The 23,198-nt window shown below is 49.4% G+C and carries 20 protein-coding genes; 12 read left to right on the top strand and 8 right to left on the bottom strand.

What is annotated here, in order from left to right; all coding sequences use genetic code 11:
- Nucleotides 1-173: 173 nt before the first annotated feature.
- Nucleotides 174-2,225, bottom strand: coding sequence for a methionine--tRNA ligase (gene metG, locus ACF8PK_RS18335; protein ID WP_392442928.1), 2,052 nt, complete (start codon nucleotides 2,223-2,225; stop codon nucleotides 174-176).
- 158 nt (nucleotides 2,226-2,383) lie between these two features.
- Here metG and apbC point away from each other — a divergent pair, with 158 nt between their 5' ends.
- From apbC to ACF8PK_RS18320, 3 genes are all read left to right on the top strand, one after another.
- Nucleotides 2,384-3,460, top strand: a complete 1,077-nt coding sequence (gene apbC / locus ACF8PK_RS18330) for an iron-sulfur cluster carrier protein ApbC (protein WP_392442925.1) — start codon at nucleotides 2,384-2,386, stop codon at nucleotides 3,458-3,460.
- Nucleotides 3,461-3,635: 175 nt separating this feature from the next.
- Entirely contained in the window at nucleotides 3,636-4,277 is a 642-nt protein-coding gene (gene udk, locus ACF8PK_RS18325; RefSeq protein ID WP_004726628.1) for a uridine kinase, read from the top strand.
- A 98-nt stretch (nucleotides 4,278-4,375) separates the two neighbouring features.
- Entirely contained in the window at nucleotides 4,376-6,490 is a 2,115-nt protein-coding gene (locus ACF8PK_RS18320; RefSeq protein WP_392442923.1) for an AsmA family protein, read from the top strand.
- Nucleotides 6,491-6,628: 138 nt separating this feature from the next.
- On the opposite strand, the gene cobO is transcribed toward ACF8PK_RS18320, so the two are convergent.
- Nucleotides 6,629-7,234: a cob(I)yrinic acid a,c-diamide adenosyltransferase gene (gene cobO / locus ACF8PK_RS18315; RefSeq protein WP_055466272.1), complete on the bottom strand. Its 606-nt coding sequence runs from the start codon at nucleotides 7,232-7,234 to the stop codon at nucleotides 6,629-6,631.
- Between the two features lie 147 nt (nucleotides 7,235-7,381).
- Nucleotides 7,382-8,680, bottom strand: a complete 1,299-nt coding sequence (locus ACF8PK_RS18310) for a PAS domain-containing methyl-accepting chemotaxis protein (protein WP_172562004.1) — start codon at nucleotides 8,678-8,680, stop codon at nucleotides 7,382-7,384.
- A 590-nt stretch (nucleotides 8,681-9,270) separates the two neighbouring features.
- Between ACF8PK_RS18310 and ACF8PK_RS18305 the strand changes: the two genes are divergently transcribed.
- Both ACF8PK_RS18305 and ACF8PK_RS18300 read left to right on the top strand, forming a co-directional pair.
- Nucleotides 9,271-9,834, top strand: coding sequence for a hypothetical protein (locus tag ACF8PK_RS18305; protein WP_392442920.1), 564 nt, complete (start codon nucleotides 9,271-9,273; stop codon nucleotides 9,832-9,834).
- 4 nt (nucleotides 9,835-9,838) lie between these two features.
- Nucleotides 9,839-10,315: a low molecular weight protein-tyrosine-phosphatase gene (locus tag ACF8PK_RS18300; protein WP_392442917.1), complete on the top strand. Its 477-nt coding sequence runs from the start codon at nucleotides 9,839-9,841 to the stop codon at nucleotides 10,313-10,315.
- 28 nt (nucleotides 10,316-10,343) lie between these two features.
- Here ACF8PK_RS18300 and ACF8PK_RS18295 read toward each other — a convergent pair whose 3' ends face one another.
- The 4 genes from ACF8PK_RS18295 to ACF8PK_RS18280 all read right to left on the bottom strand — a co-directional run bounded on the left by ACF8PK_RS18295 (nucleotide 10,344) and on the right by ACF8PK_RS18280 (nucleotide 14,745).
- Nucleotides 10,344-11,633: an outer membrane protein transport protein gene (locus tag ACF8PK_RS18295; RefSeq protein ID WP_392442914.1), complete on the bottom strand. Its 1,290-nt coding sequence runs from the start codon at nucleotides 11,631-11,633 to the stop codon at nucleotides 10,344-10,346.
- A gap of 303 nt (nucleotides 11,634-11,936) precedes the next feature.
- A complete protein-coding gene (locus tag ACF8PK_RS18290) occupies nucleotides 11,937-13,220 on the bottom strand; it encodes an outer membrane protein transport protein (RefSeq protein WP_143679259.1) in 1,284 nt (427 codons plus the stop codon).
- Nucleotides 13,221-13,451: 231 nt separating this feature from the next.
- Nucleotides 13,452-14,177 carry a DUF3379 domain-containing protein gene (locus tag ACF8PK_RS18285; protein ID WP_014205508.1) on the bottom strand — a complete coding sequence of 242 codons (726 nt, stop codon included), beginning with the start codon at nucleotides 14,175-14,177 and terminating at the stop codon, nucleotides 13,452-13,454.
- Nucleotides 14,170-14,745, bottom strand: a complete 576-nt coding sequence (locus ACF8PK_RS18280; protein ID WP_172562352.1) for a sigma-70 family RNA polymerase sigma factor — start codon at nucleotides 14,743-14,745, stop codon at nucleotides 14,170-14,172. Before ACF8PK_RS18280 ends, ACF8PK_RS18285 begins: the two co-directional genes overlap by 8 nt.
- A 518-nt stretch (nucleotides 14,746-15,263) precedes the next feature.
- On the opposite strand from ACF8PK_RS18280, the gene fadI reads away from it, so the two are divergent.
- The 3 genes from fadI to ACF8PK_RS18265 all read left to right on the top strand — a co-directional run bounded on the left by fadI (nucleotide 15,264) and on the right by ACF8PK_RS18265 (nucleotide 19,384).
- The gene (gene fadI, locus ACF8PK_RS18275) at nucleotides 15,264-16,571 is read left to right on the top strand and encodes an acetyl-CoA C-acyltransferase FadI (protein ID WP_158140971.1); all 1,308 of its coding nucleotides are present in this window, start codon (nucleotides 15,264-15,266) and stop codon (nucleotides 16,569-16,571) included.
- The gene (fadJ, locus tag ACF8PK_RS18270; protein ID WP_283512814.1) at nucleotides 16,571-18,697 is read left to right on the top strand and encodes a fatty acid oxidation complex subunit alpha FadJ; all 2,127 of its coding nucleotides are present in this window, start codon (nucleotides 16,571-16,573) and stop codon (nucleotides 18,695-18,697) included. Before fadI ends, fadJ begins: the two co-directional genes overlap by 1 nt.
- Before the next feature lie 138 nt (nucleotides 18,698-18,835).
- Nucleotides 18,836-19,384, top strand: coding sequence for an NAD(P)H nitroreductase (locus ACF8PK_RS18265; protein ID WP_014205504.1), 549 nt, complete (start codon nucleotides 18,836-18,838; stop codon nucleotides 19,382-19,384).
- A 135-nt stretch (nucleotides 19,385-19,519) separates the two neighbouring features.
- Here ACF8PK_RS18265 and ACF8PK_RS18260 read toward each other — a convergent pair whose 3' ends face one another.
- A complete protein-coding gene (locus ACF8PK_RS18260; RefSeq protein ID WP_392442909.1) occupies nucleotides 19,520-20,395 on the bottom strand; it encodes a LysR family transcriptional regulator in 876 nt (291 codons plus the stop codon).
- Nucleotides 20,396-20,635: 240 nt separating this feature from the next.
- Between ACF8PK_RS18260 and ACF8PK_RS18255 the strand changes: the two genes are divergently transcribed.
- The 4 genes from ACF8PK_RS18255 (at nucleotide 20,636) to apt (ending at nucleotide 23,191) form a co-directional block, all read left to right on the top strand.
- A complete protein-coding gene (locus ACF8PK_RS18255; RefSeq protein WP_004726613.1) occupies nucleotides 20,636-21,739 on the top strand; it encodes a response regulator in 1,104 nt (367 codons plus the stop codon).
- A gap of 188 nt (nucleotides 21,740-21,927) precedes the next feature.
- Entirely contained in the window at nucleotides 21,928-22,059 is a 132-nt protein-coding gene (locus ACF8PK_RS18250; RefSeq protein ID WP_004726612.1) for a hypothetical protein, read from the top strand.
- Nucleotides 22,060-22,111: 52 nt separating this feature from the next.
- A complete protein-coding gene (locus tag ACF8PK_RS18245) occupies nucleotides 22,112-22,516 on the top strand; it encodes a YbaN family protein (protein WP_158107153.1) in 405 nt (134 codons plus the stop codon).
- Between the two features lie 129 nt (nucleotides 22,517-22,645).
- Nucleotides 22,646-23,191: an adenine phosphoribosyltransferase gene (apt, locus tag ACF8PK_RS18240; protein ID WP_004726610.1), complete on the top strand. Its 546-nt coding sequence runs from the start codon at nucleotides 22,646-22,648 to the stop codon at nucleotides 23,189-23,191.
- The last annotated feature ends 7 nt before the right edge of the window (nucleotides 23,192-23,198 follow it).

Genomic DNA, 23,198 nt, shown 5'->3' with positions numbered 1-23,198 from the left:
GATGCCAAGTTTTTTATTTTTATAAATCAATTAGTTAACAAAAATAAAACAAATGTTTTGCACTCGAATTGTGCAATGTGAACTAAAAGTGTGAGCTGGTTCAATAAAAAAGCCCTCGGGCAGGTGAGCGCCGAGAGCTTTTGATGGTCAGATGGTGTTCGCGGATGGGGTGATTACATCACACGCATACCCGGCTGTGCACCGTCGTGGGGTTCAAGGATCCACAGCTCGCTGCCACCGGGGCCTGCGGCGAGGATCATGCCTTCAGACATGCCGAACTTCATCTTACGTGGTTTCAAGTTGGCAACGACTACGGTGTATTTACCCACCAGATCTTCTGGGTTGTACGCCGCTTTGATGCCTGAGAACACTTGACGCATTTCGCCACCGATATCCAATTGGAATTTCAGCAGTTTGTCTGCTTTCGGTACCGATTCACACGACACGATCTTGGCAATACGCAGATCCACTTTCGCGAAATCATCAAACTCGATTTCTGCTGCGATCGGGTCTTTGCTCAGTTCAGTTTCTTGTGCTTTTGGCGCTGCTGCTTCCGCGGCGGCTTTCTCGGCAGCCGCTTCTTCGCGTGACGCTTCAATCATCGCTTCGATGTGTTTTGGATCGATACGATTGAACAGGGCTTTGAACGCGCTGATGGTGTGGCCAGTGAGCGGTTGAGCCACGCCGTCCCAAGTCAGTTCTTGGTTCAGGAAAGCTTCTGTGCGCGCGGCAAGGCCCGGCATCACCGGTTTCAGGTAAGTCAGCAGCACGCGGAACAGGTTGATGCCCACGGTACAGATATCCTGCAGCGCTTGATCTTGTCCTTCCTGCTTTGCGACCACCCAAGGTGCTTTTTCATCAACGTATTGGTTGGCTTTGTCTGCCAGCGCTGTGATTTCACGAATGGCGCGGCCAAATTCACGCGCTTCATACAGCTCAGCGATGCGATCGGCTGCTGCGACAAATTCGTTGTACAGCTCAGGCTCGGCGAAGCTGTCAGACAGTTTGCCGTCGAAACGTTTGGTGATGAAGCCTGCGTTACGTGATGCCAGGTTGACAATCTTGTTCACGACGTCTGCGTTGACACGTTGCGTGAAGTCTTCCAAGTTCAGATCCAAGTCATCAATGCGACTGTTTAGTTTTGCTGCGTAGTAGTAACGCAGACACTCTGGATCCAAATGGTTTAGGTAAGTGCTCGCTTTCACGAACGTCCCTTTCGACTTCGACATCTTCGCGCCGTTTACCGTCACGTAGCCATGCACAAACACGTTGTTAGGTTTGCGGAAGCCGCTGCCTTCCAACATCGCTGGCCAGAACAAGCTGTGGAAGTAAACGATGTCTTTACCGATGAAGTGATACAGCTCTGCGGTACTCTCTTTCTTCCAGTACTCATCGAAGTCTAGACCGTCTGTCTTATTACATAGGTTTTTGAACGACGCCATGTAGCCGACAGGCGCATCCAGCCACACGTAGAAGAATTTGTTCTTCTCGCCCGGGATTTCAAAACCGAAGTAAGGCGCATCGCGGGAAATGTCCCACTGTTGCAGGCCAGATTCAAACCACTCCTGCATTTTGTTAGCCGTTTCAGATTGCAGTGAGCCAGAACGTGTCCACTCTTTCAGCATGCTTTCAAACTGAGGCAGATCGAAGAAGAAGTGCTCAGAATCTTTCATGATTGGTGTCGCGCCAGAAACCGCTGATTTTGGATTGATCAGTTCAGTCGGGCTGTACGTCTCGCCACAGGCATCACAGTTGTCGCCGTATTGGTTTTCTGATTTACATTTCGGGCAGGTGCCTTTCACAAAACGGTCTGGCAGGAACATCTCTTTCTCAGGGTCAAACAGCTGAGAAATGGTGCGGCTGGAAATAAAGCCGTTCTTTTTTAGTTCCAGATAAATGTGCGAAGCCAGTTCACGGTTTTCTTCGCTGTGTGTGCTGTGGTAGTTATCAAAGCTGATATCAAAACCTGCGAAGTCTTTTTGGTGCTCTTCACTGACCGCAGCAATCATCTCTTCCGGAGTCATACCCATCTGTTGCGCTTTAAGCATGATTGGCGTGCCGTGAGCATCGTCAGCACAGATGAAGTTTACAATATTGCCGCGTAGGCGCTGGTAACGAACCCAAATATCCGCTTGGATATGCTCAAGCATATGACCTAAGTGGATCGAACCGTTAGCGTACGGAAGGGCACAAGTTACCAAAAGTTTTCTTGGTTCAGTTGCCATACTTAATTATTCGCTTTGTTTGATAGGTATTTAATGTGATAGATAATACTACCTGATGACGCTGTTAACGCCAAGGCGTGAGTAGGGGCAAAGCCTTAACTTTTTAAGGGTTCTGTCTGATGCATGAGAGTGATAGCATGACCTCAAAAGGAGGACTTATGCTTACGTTTACGTCCAAACAGGATTTCTGTTCCTGGTTAAGTCAATTTACCCATCCGAATTTGGTGGCCGATTGGGCATCAACCGCTGGTATTGTGTCTGTGGCCCCGACGGGCGCGTTTGTGATTGAGCTGCCATTTGCCTGCCGCGGTGTTGTTGCAGCGCTCGACGCGTGGCTGACCACGCAACAAGCGTCACACGCGGTTGCGCCGTTTGAATACGCGATTCAAGTCAAACCCAAAGCGCTGGAAACGCAGGTCACTCATCCACTGAAAGGGGTGAAGAACATCATCGCGGTCACCTCAGCTAAAGGCGGGGTGGGTAAATCAACCACCGCCGGGAACTTAGCCTTGGCGATTGCCGCTTGCGGAGCCAAAGTCGGGATTTTGGATGCCGACATTTATGGGCCATCGGTGCCCATGATGTTTGGTCAGCCGGATGCCAAACCAACGGTGCGCGACAACAAATGGATGCAGCCGGTAATGGCTCATGGCATTGCCACTCAATCGATTGGGTATCTGGTGGATAAATCCGATGCAACGATTTGGCGTGGCCCGATGGCATCCAAAGCGTTAGCCCAGTTACTCAATGAAACCGAATGGCCCGATCTGGATTATCTGGTGCTCGACATGCCACCGGGCACGGGTGACATTCAATTGACGTTGGCGCAGCAAATTCCGGTGACGGGCGCGGTGATTGTGACCACACCGCAAGACTTGGCGCTGGCGGATGCTCGTAAAGGCGCGGCGATGTTCGAAAAAGTCGATGTGCCGGTGGTGGGGCTGGTTGAGAACATGAGCTACCACATTTGCAGCCATTGTGGCGAAAAAGAGCACATCTTTGGTGTCGGTGGCGCGCAGACGCTGGCGGCGGAATATGGTTTGTCGCTACTGTCGCAAATTCCACTGCACATTCAGATGCGTGAAGATATTGATGCGGGCAATCCAACTGTCGTGGCACATCCAGACAGTGAACATACCGCGTTGTATTTGGATTTGGCGGAGCGAATTTGCGCCCAGTTATATTGGCAAGGCAAAGCGAAACCGGACCCGATCAGCTTCACTTTGGTGGAGTAATCTAGATCACAAATATTTGCAGAGTGAATGTAATCGTTTGCTCTGTTTTAATGTTGTTCGATCAGGGAAATTATTGATACTTTGCTCCACTGCAAACTGGTATCTACCTTGTGAACTCCCTATAATCAGGCGGTTTATCTTAGTTTCCTCATCTTCACGTATCGGGTGCACATACATGTCTGATAATAATCAATGCGTCATCGTCGGTATCGCTGGCGCTTCTGCTTCTGGGAAAAGCCTCATCGCCAGTACCATTTACAATGAACTGCGTGCGAAAGTAGGCGACCATCAAATTGGTGTGATCACGGAAGATTGCTATTACAAAGACCAAAGCCATCTGAGCATGGAAGAACGTGTCAAAACCAATTATGACCACCCGAGTGCGCTAGACCACGATCTGCTTTGTGAACACCTGCAAAAGCTGACCCGTGGTGAAGCGGTTGACGTCCCTGAATACAGCTACACCGAACATACTCGCACCTCAAATACGGCCACGATGACACCAAAGAAGGTGATCATTTTAGAAGGCATTCTGCTGCTGACGGATCCACGTCTGCGTGATTTGATGCACGCAAGCATCTTTATGGACACCCCACTGGACATCTGCCTGCTGCGCCGCGTGAAACGCGATGTAGAAGAACGGGGTCGTACCATGGAATCGGTGTTGGCTCAGTACCAAAAGACGGTACGCCCTATGTTCATGCAGTTTATTGAACCGTCTAAACAGTACGCAGACATCATCGTGCCGCGTGGCGGTAAAAACCGCATCGCGATTGACGTGTTAAAAGCGCATATTGCGAAGTTGCTAAAATCGTAAATTTAACCAATGCTTAGCATTAGCTGACTTTATTTTTCTTCGTATAAGTGGCACTTTAGGTGCCACTTTCTTTATCCGTCAAGCAAGGAAAAAAGCAGATGAAAAAACTGTTCCTGTTCGTTGCTGCATTGTTGATCGTCGTGCTAGGCGCGATCGCAGCCCTCGTTATTTTGGTCAATCCCAACCAATTTAAGCCCTTGTTGGTTGAGCAAACCAAGAAGCAAACTGGCCTTGATCTGGTGATCGAAGGCGATATCGGTTGGCAATTCTTTCCCTCCATTGGGTTTGAGTTGGGCAAAACCGAACTGAAAAACCCATCAGGCTTTAGTAGCCCGAATCTATTTAAAGTCGACAGCGTCGGGATTGATGTGTCGGTGATGCCGCTGTTTGATAAACAGTTGCAGATCGGCAACATCCGCCTAGACGGTGCCGAAGTGCATCTGGAAACGCTCAAAGATGGCCGCTCGAACTTAGACAGCCTGACCAAAGCGCAGGCCTCGACCCCATCGAACGATGCGAAAGAGACCGCTCCGGCAGCAGAAACACCGACCGCCAATGACTCGGCTTCTGCGGCGCAGGATTGGTCCATCAACCTCGCTGGTGTTTCCATCAACAATGCGTTGCTCGAAATACAGGATCGCAAAGCGGGCACACAAACCAAGTTGTACGATGTGCAGTTGCAAGTGTCTGAATTTGCTGCTGACGCTTGGACTCGTGTGGATTTTGCAGCCAAGGGCAGCAACAACCAACAGCAGTTTGGTGCCAGTGGTAACGCGGAAATCAAGCTGTCGAAAGATTTCAAACAATATGCGCTGCGCAATATCACGCTTGATGCGAATTTCAGCGATCCAAGCACGCGTATTGATTCAGCCAAACTGGCCTTGGCAACCTTTGAGTTTGATAAAGCCAACGCGCTGACATTCTCTGCCAAAGGCACCGCCTCGCAGATGAAACTGGACGCCAACGGCAGTGCCTCGGTGACCGTTGATCAGGCAATCAGTCACGTGAGCGTTGAGAAGTTGGATTTAACCGCCAACCTTGATGGTGCGGCGTTGCCACAATCGCCGATGAAGGTGACCATGCAATCTTCAGTCGCGTTTGATATGACCAAAAATGCGCTGAGTGTGGTTTTAGATAAACTCACCGCCAACGCATTGCAGTTCGATGGAAAAGCCAACGTGGTGTTGGGGGATATTCCCAAAGTTCGCTTTAATCTGCACAGCCCAGATATCGATTTGGATGAATTCCTCGGGCTCAATCAGTCAACAGCAACCGCTGAAAGCAAGCCAGCCGCTGGTGGTTCTGCAGGCAAGAGTTCTTCAGACAAAGCTGAGGTTGAACCGGATTTGTCGGCACTGAAAACGTTGGATGTCGCGGGTGATATCGCCATCGATAAATTTAAAGCCAGCAACGCAAAAATGCAGAACGTGAAAACCAGCTTTACGGTGAACCGGGGCGTGATCGATCTTAAATCGTTTACTGCCAACCTGTATGACGGCAGTGTGAAAGCAACCGCGCAAATTGACGCGCGCAAAACACCAGCCACATACACCGTGAAGAAAACTGCTATTGGTATCAAGGTTCAGCCGCTGCTGAAAGATGTGTTGGATAACGACAAACTGGAAGGCACCGGGAACATCGATGTCAACGTGCAAGGGAAAAGCCTGACGCCAACGGGGATCAAACAGAATCTCGCGGGTACGGTGGCGATTAATTTTGCCGATGGGGCCGTCAACGGGATCAACGTGGCGCAGCTCATTCGTACCAATTACGCCAAGATCAAAGGCCAGACCGTGACGGAAGTCGATTCTGTGCAGAAAACCGATTTCAGCGCGATGACCGCGACCCTGAAGCTGAACAAAGGCGAAATGACCACCGATAACCTCAACATGCAATCGCCTTTGCTGCGCATTCATGGTGAAGGCAAAGCGAACTATCTGCAGGAAACTGTCGATTTTCTGGTGCGCACCTCAATCGTCGGAACCTTGGAAGGGCAGGGAGGCAAGAACATTGATGAACTTCGCGACGTGACCATTCCAATCAGCATCTCTGGTCAGTGGGCAGATCCGAAATTCAAGTTGGTATTTGATGATGTGCTGAAACAGAAAGCACAAAAAGAGATAGATCGTGGCCTTGAGAAACTCAACGACAAGATCAAAGACGAGAATACCAAGAAAGCGGTGGATGGCTTACTCAAAGGACTATTCAAATAAGCGTTCGACACCTCAATCAGTTGACGTACTGAACCAATCTAGGGCTGGCATATCCAGCCCTTTTTTATGGTGGTAATGAGATGCGTAGGGTCTTCCTCACGCAATGGGGAAGAAGGGAAGCAACGGCGCAGTGCGAGTTTACCAATCCACGCCTTGTAACGCTTTCACGCCGGACTCGAACGCGTGCTTCACGTTTTTCACTTCAGACACGGTATCGGCCATGTCAATCAGCGTACGATGGGCGCCACGGCCCGTGATGATGACGGATTGCATGTACGGGCGATTCTTGAGCGCCTCAACCACTTCATCAAGGTCGATGTAGCCGTAACTCACCATGTAAGTCAGTTCGTCAAACAGCACCACATCCAGTGACTCATCTTGCAGCATGCGTTTGCACTCTTGCCACACCAGTTGTGCAGCTGCCGTGTCGCTCTCTTTATTTTGCGTTTCCCAAGTAAAGCCCGTTGCCATGACCTGAAATTCAACGCCGAGTTTTTCCAGCAGGTTGCGTTCACCGTTGTCCCAAGTGCCTTTAATAAATTGTGCCACGGCACACTGTTTACCGTGGCCCACCGCACGTGCAATGGTGCCAAAACCTGAAGTGGATTTCCCTTTGCCGTTGCCGGTGATGATCAGCAATAAGCCTTTCACTTCCTGTGCGGCCGCAACGCGCGCATCAACTTGTTCTTTGACTTTCTGTTGTCGTGCTTGATGGCGTTCTTGTTTGATCTCTTCGCTGGACATGCGCAATCCTTGTTGTCGTGATACTCCCGCTATGATAGCCCAACTCGTGAATGGCAAACACCAACGAAAAGCATGGAGATACCGGCAAAATACGCGTGTTGACGCGGGCGAAGGCTGCCAACCGGTGGCAGCGTTGCCTGCCGTGCGCTAAATGGAGAGCTTTTGCACGGTTTCCGACACCAGATCTGCGTCGTAGATGATCTCTTCAATCACACGTGAGACGGTGTTGGCTTGATTCTCACCGTGTGAGGCTTTATCAAACACGACTTTGATGGTGTGATCGATATTGCCAATGATTTGCGAGTTTTTGTCGATCACGGATGCGATTTCAGATGTGGATGCTGAGGTGCGAGAGGCCAGTTTACGGACTTCATCGGCGACCACGGCAAATCCACGTCCTTGATCGCCAGCTCGCGCCGCTTCAATCGCCGCGTTGAGTGCCAACAAGTTGGTCTGTTCGGCGATGTCGCTGATGGTGGAGACGATGGCCTCGACGTTCTTCGATTGGCGATTGAGTTCTTCAATCAACCCACTGACGACATCGACCGCGGCATTGATCTCTTTGGAATTCGACAACATCGATGCAATAGAGCCTTGCCCCTGACGTGCAATGGAGACGGTGTCTTCGGCAATTTGACAGGACTTTTTCGCGGCATCGCGTACGACCATGGCTTGCTCAACCCGTTCGGTGATGTCGCTTGCTAGCTTGATGATCTTCACCACCTTGTTTTCGTGATTGAAAATGGGGTTGTAGGTGGCTTCCAACCAGATCACGCGCCCGTGCTTGTCCCGGCGTTTAAAAAGACCAGATTGAATTTTTCCGCTGGCGAGATCGGCCCAGAAATTGGGATTGTTTTGGTAAAAATCATCTTCGCAAAATAGGCGATGATGCTGACCGACAATGTCGTTGAGCTGATAATCCAAACAGGCGAGAAAGTTTCGGTTGGCGCTGAGAACCGTGCCATCGGGCGTAAAATCAATCACTGCCAGTGACTTGTCCATTGCTTTGAGCAGTGCCTGATTTCGCTCTAATTCCACTTGCTCTTGAGTGACGTTCGACGCCACTTTGGCCACGTAGGCGACGTGGCCATGCTCAAGTACCGGAAAGTACGTCGCAGCCACCCAAACGGCGTTGTCGTGGCGGTCTTTGCGAATGAATCGACCTCGAACGGGGTGGCCGCTTTTTAAGTCGTGCCATAACTGTTGATAGTCCGCTTTGGCGGTGTCTTCAGGAAAGCAAAGTATGCTGTGATGTTTGCCTTGAACCTCCTCTAGGGTATATCCGACCACACTCAGAAAGAGTGCGTTGGCAAAGCGGATGTGGCCGTCAGGCGTAAATTCGATGTACGGTACTTGGTCTCTGATGGCGTTTTTAAAGCATTCGAACTGAAACCGTTCTTGTTGCAATGCTTCCATGGTGTGGCGAGTTTTCTTGGACCCAAACATGTCATTCCCTCAACAAATAAAACTAGGTCAAACCATCAGTTATTTAGTCGTAATAGCGGATGATTACAAGCCGCATTGACCGCTTTTTGGCGGAAGTGTGTGAGCCGATGTATTCAACATGCGTTTCAACAACATCAACTGCAACTCGAATGTATGATGGCATGGATTCTGTGATCTTATTCTTTTGATATGCAATGAGTTTAGTTCAAATTCGGAGGGATGCGATCTCAACGACAGATTGAGTCACCTGTCATGTGTTGTATGAATCGCATTTACTCAACGTGATAAGTCTGTCAATTACACAAATTTATTTGAAGTTGCTGGCAATATTGCGCGTTTTTTACTCAATTGGTCACTCATTTGCCACGGGCCATCTATAGTCAGTCATGAAACCAATGACAATATCTCCACGATACACTTCGCTTGCTTAAAGGGCTGAGCTGCTGCTTAGCCCTTTCTTTTTGTGTGATGCATCTACCCATCCATCAAGTCGTGTGATTCGTTCATAGCATCAGCATGTGAATTTATACTGTAATTATATACAGGTATCTTTTATACTGCGGATTCATCTACACCGATGGAGAACGAGAATGGAATGTGCAGTGCAGACAAACCCACGCTTTCCCCGCGCCGACACGGATGGCGTGATGATGGAGTGTGAAGCGCGGACACAACGCACCCACTTGGCGGTTGAGCGCGTGGCACGAGAATCGCAATGCTTGGCAGATTGGCTCAGCTACGTTTATCTTGACCATACCGCGACGCAAGACGTATGCCGTCGCCGTCTGTTTAATGCCATTGATGCCCAGTGGCAACAGCAACACTTGGATCGTGTCCTTGCTCCTTCTTTCCGATCGCTGATCCCTGTTCTTGTTGATGGTTTTGCGCTGACACGAGGCGGCCATGCCGAATTGATGTCACGCGTGGGGCGTCGACAGGCATTCCCGACGTTTACGCGTGTCTATTTGATCAATGCGCTGGTGGAGGCGGACAGCTTGGCTTCTGGAGAACGTTGTGAGGCGTATAAACAGGAGCGCCGAGCCTACTACCGCCACCAGTGGCCGACTTGGCAAAGCAAAGTGAATGAGTTAATGCACCTTTTACTGCAATACGATCAGATGGCGCGTACACTTTTTAAAAACAAACTGGAATGAGTGGATGAAACGTAAAACTGCCATATTGGTTGTGTGTATGGGAAATATTTGTCGTTCTCCAACGGGAGAAGCGGTGCTGAAACACAAAGCGCAGCAATTGGGGCTTGAGATCGAGGTCGATTCTGCGGGCACCATTGGCTATCACCAAGGGAACCTGCCCGATGCACGCGCAAGAGCGGCGGGAGAAAAACGTGGTTATTCATTTTCTGGAATGCACGCTCGTCAAGTGACGAATGATGACTTCGCTCATTTTGACCTTATTTTGGCTGCAGATCGCGACAACTTATCGGATTTAAAACAGCGCTGCCCATCTGAATATCAACATAAATTGGCGCTATTTTTGAGTTTTGGCCATTCAGAATATGATGAAATTCCCGACCCTTATTACGGCGGAGAGCACGGTTTTGAAATGGTGTTGGATCTGATTGAAGAAGCGTCCGAGCAATTGCTTTTTCAACTCAAACAAAAAGGCCAGTGTTGAACACTGGCCTTTTGGGTATCAAGGATAATTAGAAACGGTAGCTGGCTTGGATACCGGCAATCCATACGTTGCCGCTCATTTGACCGTCAAATTGGCCACCCACCGCCTCGGCTTTGTCATCGGAAGCATAGCCACGAGATTCCAAAATGTCGGCATCTTTAGCGAAAATGTAGGTAAATGCAGCGTCTAGAGTGAGCTGTTCGGTGATGTCGTAACCTGCACCGATACTTAGCCAAATACGATCAGTTTCTGGAATCGTGATTGTACGGTTTTTAGTGCTCACCGCGGCGGTATCGTAGGCGACACCCGTGCGTAGCGCCAGTTTCGGATCGAGTTGATAGGTCGCACCAACGGCAAAGCGGTAGTTGTCTTTCCAGTTTTCTTCTTTCACCATCACCGAACCCATGGTATCGAGTTCTGCTTGCAGCTTTTCAAAGCTGCTCCAGTCCGTCCAGTTGATGCTGGTATGCAGCGCAAACTGATCGGTGATTTGGTGGTAGGTTGACAGCTCAGCCGTTGCAGGTAGTGTCAGCATCATATGGCCGGTATCAGACAGCACGGCATTGTATGCTTGAACATACATGTTTGCTGAGCCTGTCAGTTTCAAATCGACTTCAGATTTATACGCAAAGCCAATGCGGTTGCTCGGCGTCACTTGCCATGCAGCGCCGGCTTGCCAGCCCCAGCTGGTGTCATCGCCTTCCATGTATTTCAACGTTGTGCCTTGAGCAAGGCCAAGCGCTGCAGTTTGTGCGGGTGATTTGGCGCCAAAGTGGCCTTCACCTTTCACAAAACGAACACCACCACCCACGCTAACGGTTTCTGTCAGTTTGTAGGCGATGTTGGCGTTGGCTTCCATGGTTTTCACCATGGCTTCATTACCAAAATGGCTCGCGGCGAACCCAGAATCTAATTCGGTTTCCATGCCGTAGTTGGTGCCAAATGCCAGGCCAACAGCCAGTGTGTCACTCAGTTGGTGAGACAGATAAAAGTTTGGAATGACAGCATCATTGGCGTAATCAGAAGAGCTGGCGCTTGAGGTCTTGCCGTAAAAGTTCACATCGCCTTCGACGTCCACATTGGGGTTCACGTACAGTGCGCCTGCTGAAAATTGGGTGCCTTTCAGATAAGTAAGCATGGCAGGGTTACGCCATTGTGCGCCTGCGTTGTCAGCCATGGCAGCTTCACCAGCGTACGCTCGGCCAAGGCCGGTTGCAGAGTATTCTGCTAACTGGAAACCAGCTGCTTGAGAGAGAGTTGAGACACTTGCTAGACCACATGCTACTGCAATAGAAAGAAATTTCTTATTGGTTTTCATTATATTGTTCGCTGAATTTATCTGAATGGATGACCGTAAAGTCTAAAACTAGAGCTTTTGCTTTAACAATAAAAAACACTGTATTGGACTTGTTTGGATATAAAATCTGCTAATTGATGGATAAATAGCGAAAGTAACTGATTTAAACCGTACGGTTATTCTTCTTTCGGCGTACAACTGTAGGGCGGGGGGCGCCTTTGGGGACACAAGTGTTCGCCAAAATTCAATCGGGTGAAAGCATTCCAGAAATAAAAAGGGCTGGAAATCCAGCCCTTAAAGTGAGTTGTCTATCGACTATTTTGCTTAGAATGTACGGCTGTATTGTAAGCCCAATAGGATCGCATCAGCGTGCGTTGTTGCTGTGAGGCTTGAACCTGCATCCGTTTCTTCTACGTCAACATCTTTGCCCATTAGGTAAGTAAAACCGAAGTCAAAGTTAGACTGTTCGTCGATTTGATAGGTGAAACCAGCAGAGAACCATTGGCGGTCTGAATCTGGTACAGAGATTGATGTTTTCTTGTCCTGAGCGCTGGTGTCGTACATGTAACCGGCACGTAGAGTCCAATCTCTGTTCAAGTAATACGTACCACCTAAAGCATAGTGCCAGCCATCTTGCCAGTTATAGATCTTGTCATAGCTTCCGTTTGATGTTGCACCAACGGCGGAACGAGAAGAGTCGAGGTTTCTGAATTCAATTTTGTCGAAGTCGCTCCAACCGATCCACTGAACGCTATAGTGAACAGCGAATTTAGTATCTTCAATTTTGTGGAAACCTGAGAATTCTGCGATATCTGGAAGTGGCAGCGTGATTTTCTGGCCGTAATCATCTTTTGCTTCAAAGTCTGGGCTGTAGCGATATGACAGACCGAATCGGTTGTTCTTGTTTACTTCGTAAACGGTACCTACGTTAAAGCCATAAGCCCAGCCGTCAGCTTTATCGACGTTTAGCAGAGAAGTACCTTGTCCAGGAATGACCGTTGAGCCAATCACTAAAGGACTTGATGGGAATCCTTCACCTGTTGTTCTTTTCATGGTGCCTTGACCATAGATAATGTCAAAGCCAGCACCAAAGCTTAACTGTTCATTTAAACGATATGAACCAGCAAGGCCTAAGTTGAAGCTTTTTACGTCAGTTAGACCACCGTATTCAGCGGCAGCGTAGCTGTCAGAGAATTCTGTTTTTGTGCCAAAGTTGGAGTAAGCGCTTACACCAACAGCAAATTTTTCGTTGATTGGGACAATCAAATGTAAGTTTGGCGCAACAGAAGTGCTGCCTACGTCGTCGGTATCTTCTACATCAACAGAATTACCTAAAACGCCTGTGTACTCGACATTTTTTACATCGATCATTGTGGTAATGGTTTCAAAACCTAAGGAGAGAGAGGTTTTGTCAAACAGAGCCATTGCTGCTGGGTTACGAGACATCACCGCTGCGTTATCTGCGATAACGGCATCACCGGCGAATGCTCGGCCAAGGCCTGTGGCAGATTGAGCGTTGAGCTGGAAGCCCGCAGCCATTGCTTGCTGCGTAGCGAGAGAGACGGTCACTGCTAAGAGTGACTGTTTAAACAGACGCGTCTTGTTCATTTGGACTTTTCCTTATTATTCGCCTCTTTGGGCGTTTGTTTTGAGCAATTGCTCAGTTGGTGGCTGATACTAGACGCAAGTATAGAGTATAGAAATCCGACCATTGTCTAATTGGATGATAAAGTTATAGAAATGATGACCATTTGGCATGAAAATGCTCGGATATGTGATTTTTTAGAGTTTTAACTCTATTTTAACAATTAAAAAACCCGCTCAAGGAGCGGGTTGGGGTTATTTTGCTGGTTTTATCATCGGCATCAGATGTTCGGCTATTTTCGCAACATTTTCGCCTTGATTACCGACGAGTATCAAACTCATGTGGCCGATGGGCTCAATGATACCGGACATGCCAGCCTTATCGAACTGGACATTTTGCTCACTGGTCATGGCGGTCAAAAACAGCGTGACTTTGCCTTTTTCGCCTTGAAAAACCATGTGAACAGCATTGGCATGCCCAAATCCGCAATGGTTGAGGTAGTACACGTGATACGGGAAGGTCCCGTTGAGGTGATAGGCGAAAGGTTGCATCTTCGCATTAATTTGGCGGGAGCTAACCGCTTCATCTAATACAGAAACAAACACTTCTTCGTCTAAAACGTGCTTGACGGCGATATCTGCAAGACTCGCTTGTGCTGGCGTCACGAGCAGGTTGCCCCAATTGACTTGTCCTACCGCTAAACCGACGACAAACGCCACGGATGCAGCCATCGCCATGGCACGGCGTACAAAGCGCGGACGCACAACGTTATCGGCAGCCGAACTGTGGCTGAACAAGATACGATCTGCCAAACCATCGGGCACCTCGACTCGCATTGCTTCAGCAATTCTTGCATCCAGGTTCAACACGTCGTCGGCAAATTTGCTGTTTGCTTCATGCGCAGCAATAGCCTCTTGCATCGCTTTGTCGCGATGCTTTGGATCCGACAACATGCGGCGGCGAAATTCTAAATCATCCATTTTGCTGCCCCCTGTAATTCTCTGAAGAATCTAACATCTCTTTGAGTTGGTTGCGTGCCCGAAATAGTCGGGTCATCACGGTGTTTTTATTCAGCTCCAGTATCTCAGCAATCTCCTCGCCACTAAAGCCCCCAATCACTTGCAAAAACAGCGGCTCTCGGTAATCCACATCCAGTTTCATGATTTGTGCGTGCAGCCATTCCTGTTGATGATGTGCATCATCTGAAACGTTGGCTTCGTTGCTGTGGTCATCGATGTCCACCAAGTCAAACTGTTTGCGTTCAAACCGCCGTGCGTTTTCGCGCCGCAATATGGTAATCAGCCACGACTTTGCGGCTTTCTCATCTTGTAAACTGTCGAGCGATTTCCACGCCCGTAAGCAGGTTTCTTGCACCAGATCTTGCGCCACGCTTTGGTCTTTACACAGCCAGTAAGCGTAGCGATAGAGATCGCGATGGTAAGCACGAACCAGTGCTTCATATTTTCTTTGTCTGTCCATACCGCTATTGACCGGACGGTTGGAACTTTTCTTTCCAAATATTTTGAGTAGCGACACAAAAGTCTCCAGTTGATCACGCCAGATCCGTTCAGAAGGAGGAATGCACAAATACTATTCAGTTTCGAAATGTGCTCAGAGATTGTTTTGAATCAAGTTTAGGCGGCGTTGGGGTTACAAAACCACGATAAAATTGATCTAAGCCAAAATCTCATGCCTTGATACGGTTATAGTAGCTCCTGTCATCTAGTTAGTCTTTGCGGCTAACGTGTTGAGCAAGATGACACTTCCTTTTGAAGGCTGACTTTACTTTCTCCTAATCAGGAAACTGATTATTTTCAATTGGCGCAAGTTAATTGCTTTAAAAACATTCCGACCACACAACTTTGTGTGGTTTTTTTTTGCCTCCGATTTTTGTTTCCCACACCCTCGACCTACTTTGACAAAAGCCAAACCCATAAACTCTTTGATTCTTCTACACTTAACAAGTGATTCGCTGCAAATATCACGTTTATTTAAACAGTTGTTTGATTGTCTTAACAATCTCGTTACAATGCATCAGGTCAGACCTCTTATTCTAAGGAGAAACAATGGGCAAACAGGAAGTGAGAACACGCTCCGGTGAACGTGTGGCGATCGTAGCGGGTCTACGAACTCCCTTTGCGCGTCAAAGTACAGAATTTGGCCAGGTGCCAGCTGTTGATTTGGGCAAAATGGTCGTGAGCGAAATGCTGGCGAGAACGGATATCGATCCCGCGTTGATTGAACAAGTGGTGTTTGGTCAGGTGGTACAGATGCCCGAAGCGCCGAACATTGCGCGTGAAATTGTACTGGGTACTGGGATGAGCATTCATACCGATGCGTACAGTGTCACTCGTGCTTGTGCCACCAGTTTTCAGTCGGCGGTGAACGTCGCAGAAAGCATTATGGCCGGTACCATTGATATCGGCATCGCAGGTGGTGCGGATTCTTCCTCTGTTTTACCCATTGGTGTGTCTAAGAAACTGGCGTCGAGCTTGCTGGCGTTGAGCAAAACCAAAACCTTGGGCCAGAAATTGAGTGTGCTGAAATCCTTGTCACTCAAAGACTTGATGCCAGTGCCGCCTGCGGTGGCCGAGTATTCCACCGGTTTGTCCATGGGGCAAACGGCTGAACAAATGGCGAAATCGCATGGTATTTCGCGTCAGGATCAAGATGCCTTGGCGCATCGGTCGCATACACTGGCGGCGCAAGCTTGGAAAGACGGTAAGATTCGCGATGAAGTGATGACCGCTTTCCCAGAACCGTACAAAAAATGGATCGATACCGACAACAACATTCGTCAGGATTCCACGCTGGAAGGCTACGCCAAATTGCGTCCGGCGTTTGATCGCCAATACGGTAGCGTGACGGCTGCAAACAGTACGCCACTGACCGATGGTGCTGCGGCCATCATGTTGATGCGCGAAGGCCGTGCGAAAGAGCTAGGGCTTGAGATCCTTGGGTACATTCGCTCCTATGCATTCTCTGCCATCGGTGTGGAAAAAGACATGCTGATGGGGCCGTCTTACGCCACGCCTCTGGCGCTGGATCGCGCTGGCATTACGCTTGCCGACCTGACGCTGATTGACATGCATGAAGCGTTTGCCGCGCAGACGTTGGCCAACCTGAAAATGTTTGCCAGCGACAAATTTGCGCAGGAGTATTTGGGTCGCAGCCAAGCGATTGGCGAAGTGGATATGGATAAATTTAATGTGTTGGGCGGGTCGCTGGCGTATGGCCATCCCTTTGCGGCAACGGGCGCGCGCATGATCACGCAAACATTGCGTGAATTGAAACGTCGTGGTGGCGGTTTGGCCTTGAATACCGCGTGTGCCGCGGGTGGATTGGGCGCAGCAATGATTCTGGAGGTGGAGTAATGAGCCAATCGAAAGCATTTCATCTGAGTGTTGATGAGCAGAACATTGCGTGGCTGGCCATTGATGTGCCGGGAGAAAAAATGAATACCTTGCAGGCGGCATTTGCCGACGACATGCAGGCCGTGTTCAAACAGCTCGACGCGCAAAAAAGTCAGCTCAAAGGGTTGATTGTGCATTCGCTCAAACCGGACAACTTCATTGCGGGCGCTGACGTGCGCATGCTGGAAGCGTGTACGTCTGCACCGGAAGCTCAAGCGTTGGCCACGCAAGGCCAAGCGATGTTCCAGCAGTTGTCCGATCTACCATTCCCCGTGGTGGCCGCGATTCATGGCCCTTGTTTGGGCGGCGGTCTGGAATTGGCATTGGCCTGTGATTATCGTGTGTGTACCGATGACGATAAAACGCGTCTCGGTTTGCCGGAAGTGATGTTGGGTCTACTGCCAGGCTCTGGTGGGACGCAACGTCTGCCGCGCCTGATTGGTTTGTTGCCTTCACTGGATTTGATTTTGACGGGCAAGCAATTGCGCGCCAAAAAGGCCAAGAAACTGGGCGTGGTGGATGCGTGTGTACCACATACCGTGTTGCTTGATGTGGCCAAACGTTTCATCGACGAAAACGGCAAGAAGAAAGGCAAAGTCAAACTGACGACCAAAGAAAAGCTGATGTCTCAGACCGGGTTTGGCCGCAAAGTGATCTTTGATCAGGCGAGTAAGAAAACGGAACAAAAGACGCGCGGAAATTACCCAGCGGCAAAAGCGATTTTGGAAGTGATTCAACATGGTCTTGAGAAGGGCATGAACGCCGGGCTAGAGCTGGAAGCCAAACGTTTTGGCGAACTAGTGATGACACCGGAATCGAAAGCACTGCGGTCGATTTTCTTTGCGACCACCGAGATGAAGAAAGAGAACGGCACCGATGCGACCCCGCTGACCGTCAATCGTATTGGCGTGCTGGGCGGCGGATTGATGGGCGCGGGGATTAGCCATGTCAGCGTAGCAAAAGCCAAAGTGCCGGTACGTATTAAAGATGTGTCCAACGATGGCATTCTCAATGCACTGAATTACAACTACAAACTGTTTGATAAGCAGCGCAAGCGTCGCATTCTTAGCAAAGCGCAATTGCAGGCACAAATGAGCCAGCTGTCTGGCGGTATCGATTTCACCAGCTTCAATCACACCGATGTGGTCATCGAAGCGGTGTTTGAAGATCTGGCTCTGAAACAGAGCATGGTGGCGGATATTGAAGCCAACGCGAAAGCGAGCACCATTTTTGCGACGAACACGTCGTCGCTGCCGATTCATCACATTGCCGCGAAAGCCGCGCGTCCTGAGAATATCGTCGGTCTGCATTACTTCAGCCCGGTGGAAAAAATGCCGCTGGTGGAAGTGATTCCGCACGATACCACGTCGGATGAAACCATCTCGACCGTGGTGGCTTTGGCGCGCAAACAAGGGAAAACGCCCATCGTGGTCAAAGACTGCGCGGGTTTTTACGTCAACCGCATTCTGGCACCCTACATGAATGAATCGGCGCAGATCCTGATGGCAGGTGAACCGATTGAAAACCTAGACCGTGCGCTGCTTGACTTCGGCTTCCCGGTCGGGCCGATTACGCTGCTCGATGAAGTGGGCGTTGATATTGGCGCGAAGATCATGCCGATTTTGGTCAACGAACTGGGGCCACGTTTCCAAGGGCCAGATGTGTTTGATACGTTGCTCAACGATGGCCGCAAAGGGCGCAAATCAGGCAAAGGCTTCTACAGTTACAAAGGCAGTAAGAAGAAGGAAGTCGATAAGTCCGTGTATAAATTGCTGAAATTGACGCCGGAATCGAAGTTCAGCGACCAAGACATTGCGCTGCGCTGCATTTTGCCGATGCTCAATGAAGCGGTGCGCTGCTTGGACGAAGGCATTATTCGCAGCCCGCGTGATGGCGATATTGGGGCGATTTTCGGCATCGGTTTCCCGCCGTTTCTCGGTGGCCCGTTCCGTTACATGGACCACATTGGCATGAAAAAGCTGGTCGAGCTGATGAACCAACATGCCGAGAAATATGGTGATCGTTTTGCGCCGTGCGATGGCTTGTTGACCCGTGCAGGCTTGGATGAGCGTTTCTATCCAGCCTAAACCACGCAGTGAGCGCATCGACAAATAACGGGGCATTGGCCCCGTTTTTTTATCGCCGTCTTGCACATTGGTCTTGCGTGTCTTGCCGCGGAGTGTGCTAGCATAATTTGCAATATCAAGAAGTAAGAAGGATTCAACATGGATGCGCTTGAACTGCTGTTACACCGTCGCTCAGTTGCCAAACTTGAGGCGCCTGCGCCGGAAGGAAAGGCTTTGGAAAACATCATTCGTGCGGGGCTGCGTGCGCCTGACCACGCCAACTTAATGCCTTGGCGATTTGTGATCGCTCAAGGAAGCGGTTTGCAGAAGCTGTCGAATATTTTGGTCAATGCGGCCTTAAGCGATCACAGCGATGATGCGGTGGTGACCAAAGTGAAGAATGCGCCGTTTCGCGCGCCCATGGTCATTACTGTGATTGCGAAAGTCACGCCGCATGAGAAGGTGCCCGCGTTTGAGCAGCATTTATCGGCTGGTTGTGCGGTGCAGGCGATGCAGATGGCTGCGATTGCGCAAGGGTATCAAGGCATCTGGCGCTCTGGAAACTGGATGTTCCATCCACAAGTGCATCAGGCATTTGGGCTGGAAGGTGACGATCAAATCGTCGGTTTTCTCTATTTAGGCACGCCAGCGATGACGCCGATGAAAGTGCCAGAGCGCGAACTGAGCCAGTTTGTGGAGTTTCTCTAATCGCAGCACTGCAATACTACGCGCGTTCTAACAGGCGGTCTCACTAACTGCAGTCGATCTTAAACAGAGAGGGCCTTGTGGCCCTCTTTTCTATCGGTTTGTTTTCTTCGTGACTCTCTGCTGAGTCACCATGACTTAGTGAATGTGGTAAGCAATCACGAAGTCGATAAACAGGCGCACTTTCTCAGGCAGATGATCTTTGTGGTTGTAGAGCATGTAAATGTCGCGCGGGTTGGCGCTCCAATCACTCAGGACTCTGACCAAACTGCCATCTGCGATGAATTCACGCAGCATCACATCCGGCATCAGCGTAATGCCTAAACCTTCCGAACAAGCACTTCGAACCACGTTCAGCGCATTGGCTTGAAAACGGCCTTTGTCACCGTTGATGACTGTTTCCCCTTTGGAATTGCTCAATTGCCATTTCAGCAATGGATAGCCCTTTAACAGGGAATGTTTACTCAGTTCTTCAGCGTGCGTTGGGGCTGGGTGTTTGGTGAGGTAGTCAGGGCTTGCGACAAGGATGTCTTTGACTTCACTGATTTTTCTCGCAATCAGACTGGAATCGCGTTGTGGGCCGACGCGAAAAATGACATCCCATTCGGTTGGGTCCAGTTGATCCGCGTGGTTGCTGGTGGTGAGTTCAATGTTGATTTCTGGGTATTGCTTCATAAACTCATTGAACATCGGCATCATCATGCGCTTCGTCAAATTATACGGTGACGAGATTTTGATTTTGCCAGATGCACCGCGACATTCGTCGGTAATTTCTTCGGCCATTGAAGCCAGACGTTGCAATAACGGTGAACAGTCACTAAAAAAACGTTCTCCGGCTTCAGTCAGTGATAGCTTGCGAGCGTGGCGATTCAAAAGTCGTAGATTCAGTGAATCTTCAAGCGCTTGAATGCGTCGGGTGATGGTCGCTACAGGAATCATCGTCTTGCGGGAAGTGGCGGTGTAGCTTCCATTTTCGACAACCAGTCGAAAGAGGTTTAGGTCATCTAATTTCATTGTTCCTGACACATTATTTTACGAATTTGAGTAATTTATACGGATATCAGCTGTCAAAGATTGAGTCACGTCAACTTGTTGGCCGATTCGTGATATTCCATACATATAGTATGCAACTGCGGTGCAAAGTGGAATATTTGTATAAATCTTATTTCATGACTACTTTTTAAGTAACGTATGAAACCATCTTATAACAATAAAATAGATTGTGAACAGGAAGAGCATAGTGAGGTAGAAGCTATGTATAAAACTCACATCAGGGCTAAAGAATTCTCGGCTCCAGAATCCCTGCCTGAAAAGCTGATTATGTTGGTGGATGATGATCCGATCTTCAGGCGGATCACCAGCGGCTACTTGTCAGCGCAAGGCTACAAGGTGATGGAGGCGGAAGACGGTCTGGATGGGCTGAGAAAGTTGAGACACGCAGCGCCCGATTTGGTGTTGTGCGATCTGTCGATGCCGGTGCTCGATGGCATTGAATTCGTAGAAGAAGTGAGTTTGGAGTACCCCTCTTTACCCATGATTGTGGTGTCTGGCACCGACGAAATGTCGGATGTCGCCAAGGCGCTGCGCTACGGCATCAAAGATTTTCTCGCCAAACCGATTGGAAATCACGAACACTTAGGTTGCGCAATTGAAAGCACGTTGGAAGATGCTTCGCATCACATCACGGATCAGCGTGACTTCTCAAGCCAATGGTTCCGAGTCGACGGGGGGGGAGACATTCCCGAAGAGCAGGAGCTGCATTGGCACTTAGAATATCTGCGGGATAATCCTAGCGCGGCGCGAGATTTGCTGCACGCATTGTTGCCGGAGAAAGACACGACACAGGGCGCGTGGAAATGCAGCTACCGTTTGCTGCAATCGACCGATGTCATGCCCTTGGTGTTTGATTATGCGTGGCTCATGAATGGGCAATTTGCATTCTACATTGTTGATTCTGCCAGTGACGACGACAAAGGCGTCGCGAGCACTCTGTTGGTGCGCGCACTGTTTCACGATTACCTGCGCAACTTGCGCAGCTTCAACGCTGATTTAAAAGATCTGGCGGAGATCGTTGAACGGGCGATTGAGTGTTCCGATTGCGCGGAGCCGGTAGCTGCGGTGTTTGGCCTCGCTAATTTGAGTGACGGGACGTTGTCGATTTTGCCGGCAGGGCTCGATAGCCAATGGTCGAATGGTTACATGACGCAGCACATCGCCGCAGGCGTAAAACTGGGTGAGAACTGCATGAAAAACTTCATCACCAAAGACTTGCTGATTCACAATGCTTGCCAGTTGTCGGTTAGCTGTTTGGGAGCAAGTAGCTTTATCCTCGATATCTATCAAGGTGCTTCCACGTAGCGCCGTATCGCTCACACTTGCCTACAGAGTGTGAGCGGTTTAACTCCCCTCGAATAACCTCATTCTTTGTCCGTATTTGTGGCAAATTGTTTAAGGTATCATCAGCGCCTCAAAACAATAATGAATCCGCGTCTCTGTATTCAGAGCCGGACTGAAAGTAAGCCTCACCTACACGAGAGAAGCGAATCATGGCAGACAAAGAGTTTAAAGAACCTTACAATGCGCTGTACTTTTTAGGTTTTATTGCAGCCCTGTTGATCCCAACCCTTCCAGCGACCCTAACGTGGATTCGCGTTGTGAATGGTTACGCAGGTTTTTAATCAAGTCACAAACCCAAGTGTCGACACGTATGCGACGTTGGGTTTGGCTTAAGTGAGGTTCACCATCAATATTCGTCACCTGTTGTTAAATATTGTTGGTGGTCTCAGTGTTGGCTTAGGCATTCTAGGCATCGTCCTTCCTCTTCTTCCCACCACCCCATTTCTGTTATTGGCCAGTGCGTGCTTTATGCGCAGCAGCCCTAAATTTCATCGTTGGCTGCATCAGCATCGCGTGTTTGGGCCCATATTAACCAACTGGCAGCAACACAAAGCCGTCTCCAAACGGGTGAAGCAACGTGGTTGCATCGTGATTTTGTTCAGTTTCGCATTTTCCATTAGTGTGGTTCCTCATTTGTGGTTGAAAGCTCTGCTGTTTGTCGGCCTTGTGGTGTTGATCACCTGCTTTCTGCGACTTCCAACTCACGAGCTGGTTGCTAACCAACAAGAAAATCACTAGCATTATGTGGAAGTGTGCCCGCTCTTCGAGTGGGCGTTTGTTTTTTCTGCAGGGTAAAAATTGACCGGCGGAACCCTTAATACCGGATTCGGTCTTAGACCGCATCGGGCCAATCGAAGTTAAATTAGTATGACAACCGAAACTCTTTCACTGATCAAATCAAGCATCAAAAGCATTCAAGACTATCCAAAACCAGGCATCCTGTTCCGTGACGTGACCAGTCTGCTTGAAGATGCCAAAGCCTATCAGGCGACGATTCAACTCTTTTTGGATCGTTACAAAGAGATGGGTTTCACGAAAGTTGTGGGGACCGAAGCTCGTGGTTTCCTATTTGGTGCACCACTGGCGCTGGAAATGGGTGTGGGTTTTGTCCCTGTGCGTAAGCCAGGCAAACTGCCACGTAAAACTATTGCGCAAACCTACGACCTAGAATACGGCACGGATACGCTAGAAATTCACGTTGATGCTATTCAACCGGGCGACAAAGTTCTCGTGGTTGATGATCTGCTGGCAACGGGTGGCACGATTGAAGCCACAACTAAACTGATCCGTCAGTTGGGCGGTGAAGTGGAGCACGCGGCATTTGTGATTAACCTGCCAGAAATTGGTGGTGACAAGCGTCTTGAAGGGTTAGGCTTGAACGTTTACAGCATCTGTGAATTTGAAGGTCACTAAGCACCCA

Origin of the sequence: Vibrio sp. CJQ_6, assembly GCF_043106745.1 — a bacterium.
Taxonomy (GTDB): domain Bacteria; phylum Pseudomonadota; class Gammaproteobacteria; order Enterobacterales; family Vibrionaceae; genus Vibrio; species Vibrio furnissii.
The sequence above is the reverse complement of the archived record's forward strand: the minus strand, read 5'-3'. Positions and strand labels throughout refer to the sequence as shown.

Coding starts and splice junctions, on each gene's coding strand:
- metG (WP_392442928.1), bottom strand. CDS start 2,225: ATGGCAACTGAACCAAGAAAACTTTTGGTAACTTGTGCCCTTCCGTAC.
- apbC (WP_392442925.1), top strand. CDS start 2,384: ATGCTTACGTTTACGTCCAAACAGGATTTCTGTTCCTGGTTAAGTCAA.
- udk (WP_004726628.1), top strand. CDS start 3,636: ATGTCTGATAATAATCAATGCGTCATCGTCGGTATCGCTGGCGCTTCT.
- ACF8PK_RS18320 (WP_392442923.1), top strand. CDS start 4,376: ATGAAAAAACTGTTCCTGTTCGTTGCTGCATTGTTGATCGTCGTGCTA.
- cobO (WP_055466272.1), bottom strand. CDS start 7,234: ATGTCCAGCGAAGAGATCAAACAAGAACGCCATCAAGCACGACAACAG.
- ACF8PK_RS18310 (WP_172562004.1), bottom strand. CDS start 8,680: ATGTTTGGGTCCAAGAAAACTCGCCACACCATGGAAGCATTGCAACAA.
- ACF8PK_RS18305 (WP_392442920.1), top strand. CDS start 9,271: ATGGAATGTGCAGTGCAGACAAACCCACGCTTTCCCCGCGCCGACACG.
- ACF8PK_RS18300 (WP_392442917.1), top strand. CDS start 9,839: ATGAAACGTAAAACTGCCATATTGGTTGTGTGTATGGGAAATATTTGT.
- ACF8PK_RS18295 (WP_392442914.1), bottom strand. CDS start 11,633: ATGAAAACCAATAAGAAATTTCTTTCTATTGCAGTAGCATGTGGTCTA.
- ACF8PK_RS18290 (WP_143679259.1), bottom strand. CDS start 13,220: ATGAACAAGACGCGTCTGTTTAAACAGTCACTCTTAGCAGTGACCGTC.
- ACF8PK_RS18285 (WP_014205508.1), bottom strand. CDS start 14,177: ATGGATGATTTAGAATTTCGCCGCCGCATGTTGTCGGATCCAAAGCAT.
- fadI (WP_158140971.1), top strand. CDS start 15,264: ATGGGCAAACAGGAAGTGAGAACACGCTCCGGTGAACGTGTGGCGATC.
- fadJ (WP_283512814.1), top strand. CDS start 16,571: ATGAGCCAATCGAAAGCATTTCATCTGAGTGTTGATGAGCAGAACATT.
- ACF8PK_RS18265 (WP_014205504.1), top strand. CDS start 18,836: ATGGATGCGCTTGAACTGCTGTTACACCGTCGCTCAGTTGCCAAACTT.
- ACF8PK_RS18260 (WP_392442909.1), bottom strand. CDS start 20,395: ATGAAATTAGATGACCTAAACCTCTTTCGACTGGTTGTCGAAAATGGA.
- ACF8PK_RS18255 (WP_004726613.1), top strand. CDS start 20,636: ATGTATAAAACTCACATCAGGGCTAAAGAATTCTCGGCTCCAGAATCC.
- ACF8PK_RS18250 (WP_004726612.1), top strand. CDS start 21,928: ATGGCAGACAAAGAGTTTAAAGAACCTTACAATGCGCTGTACTTTTTA.
- apt (WP_004726610.1), top strand. CDS start 22,646: ATGACAACCGAAACTCTTTCACTGATCAAATCAAGCATCAAAAGCATT.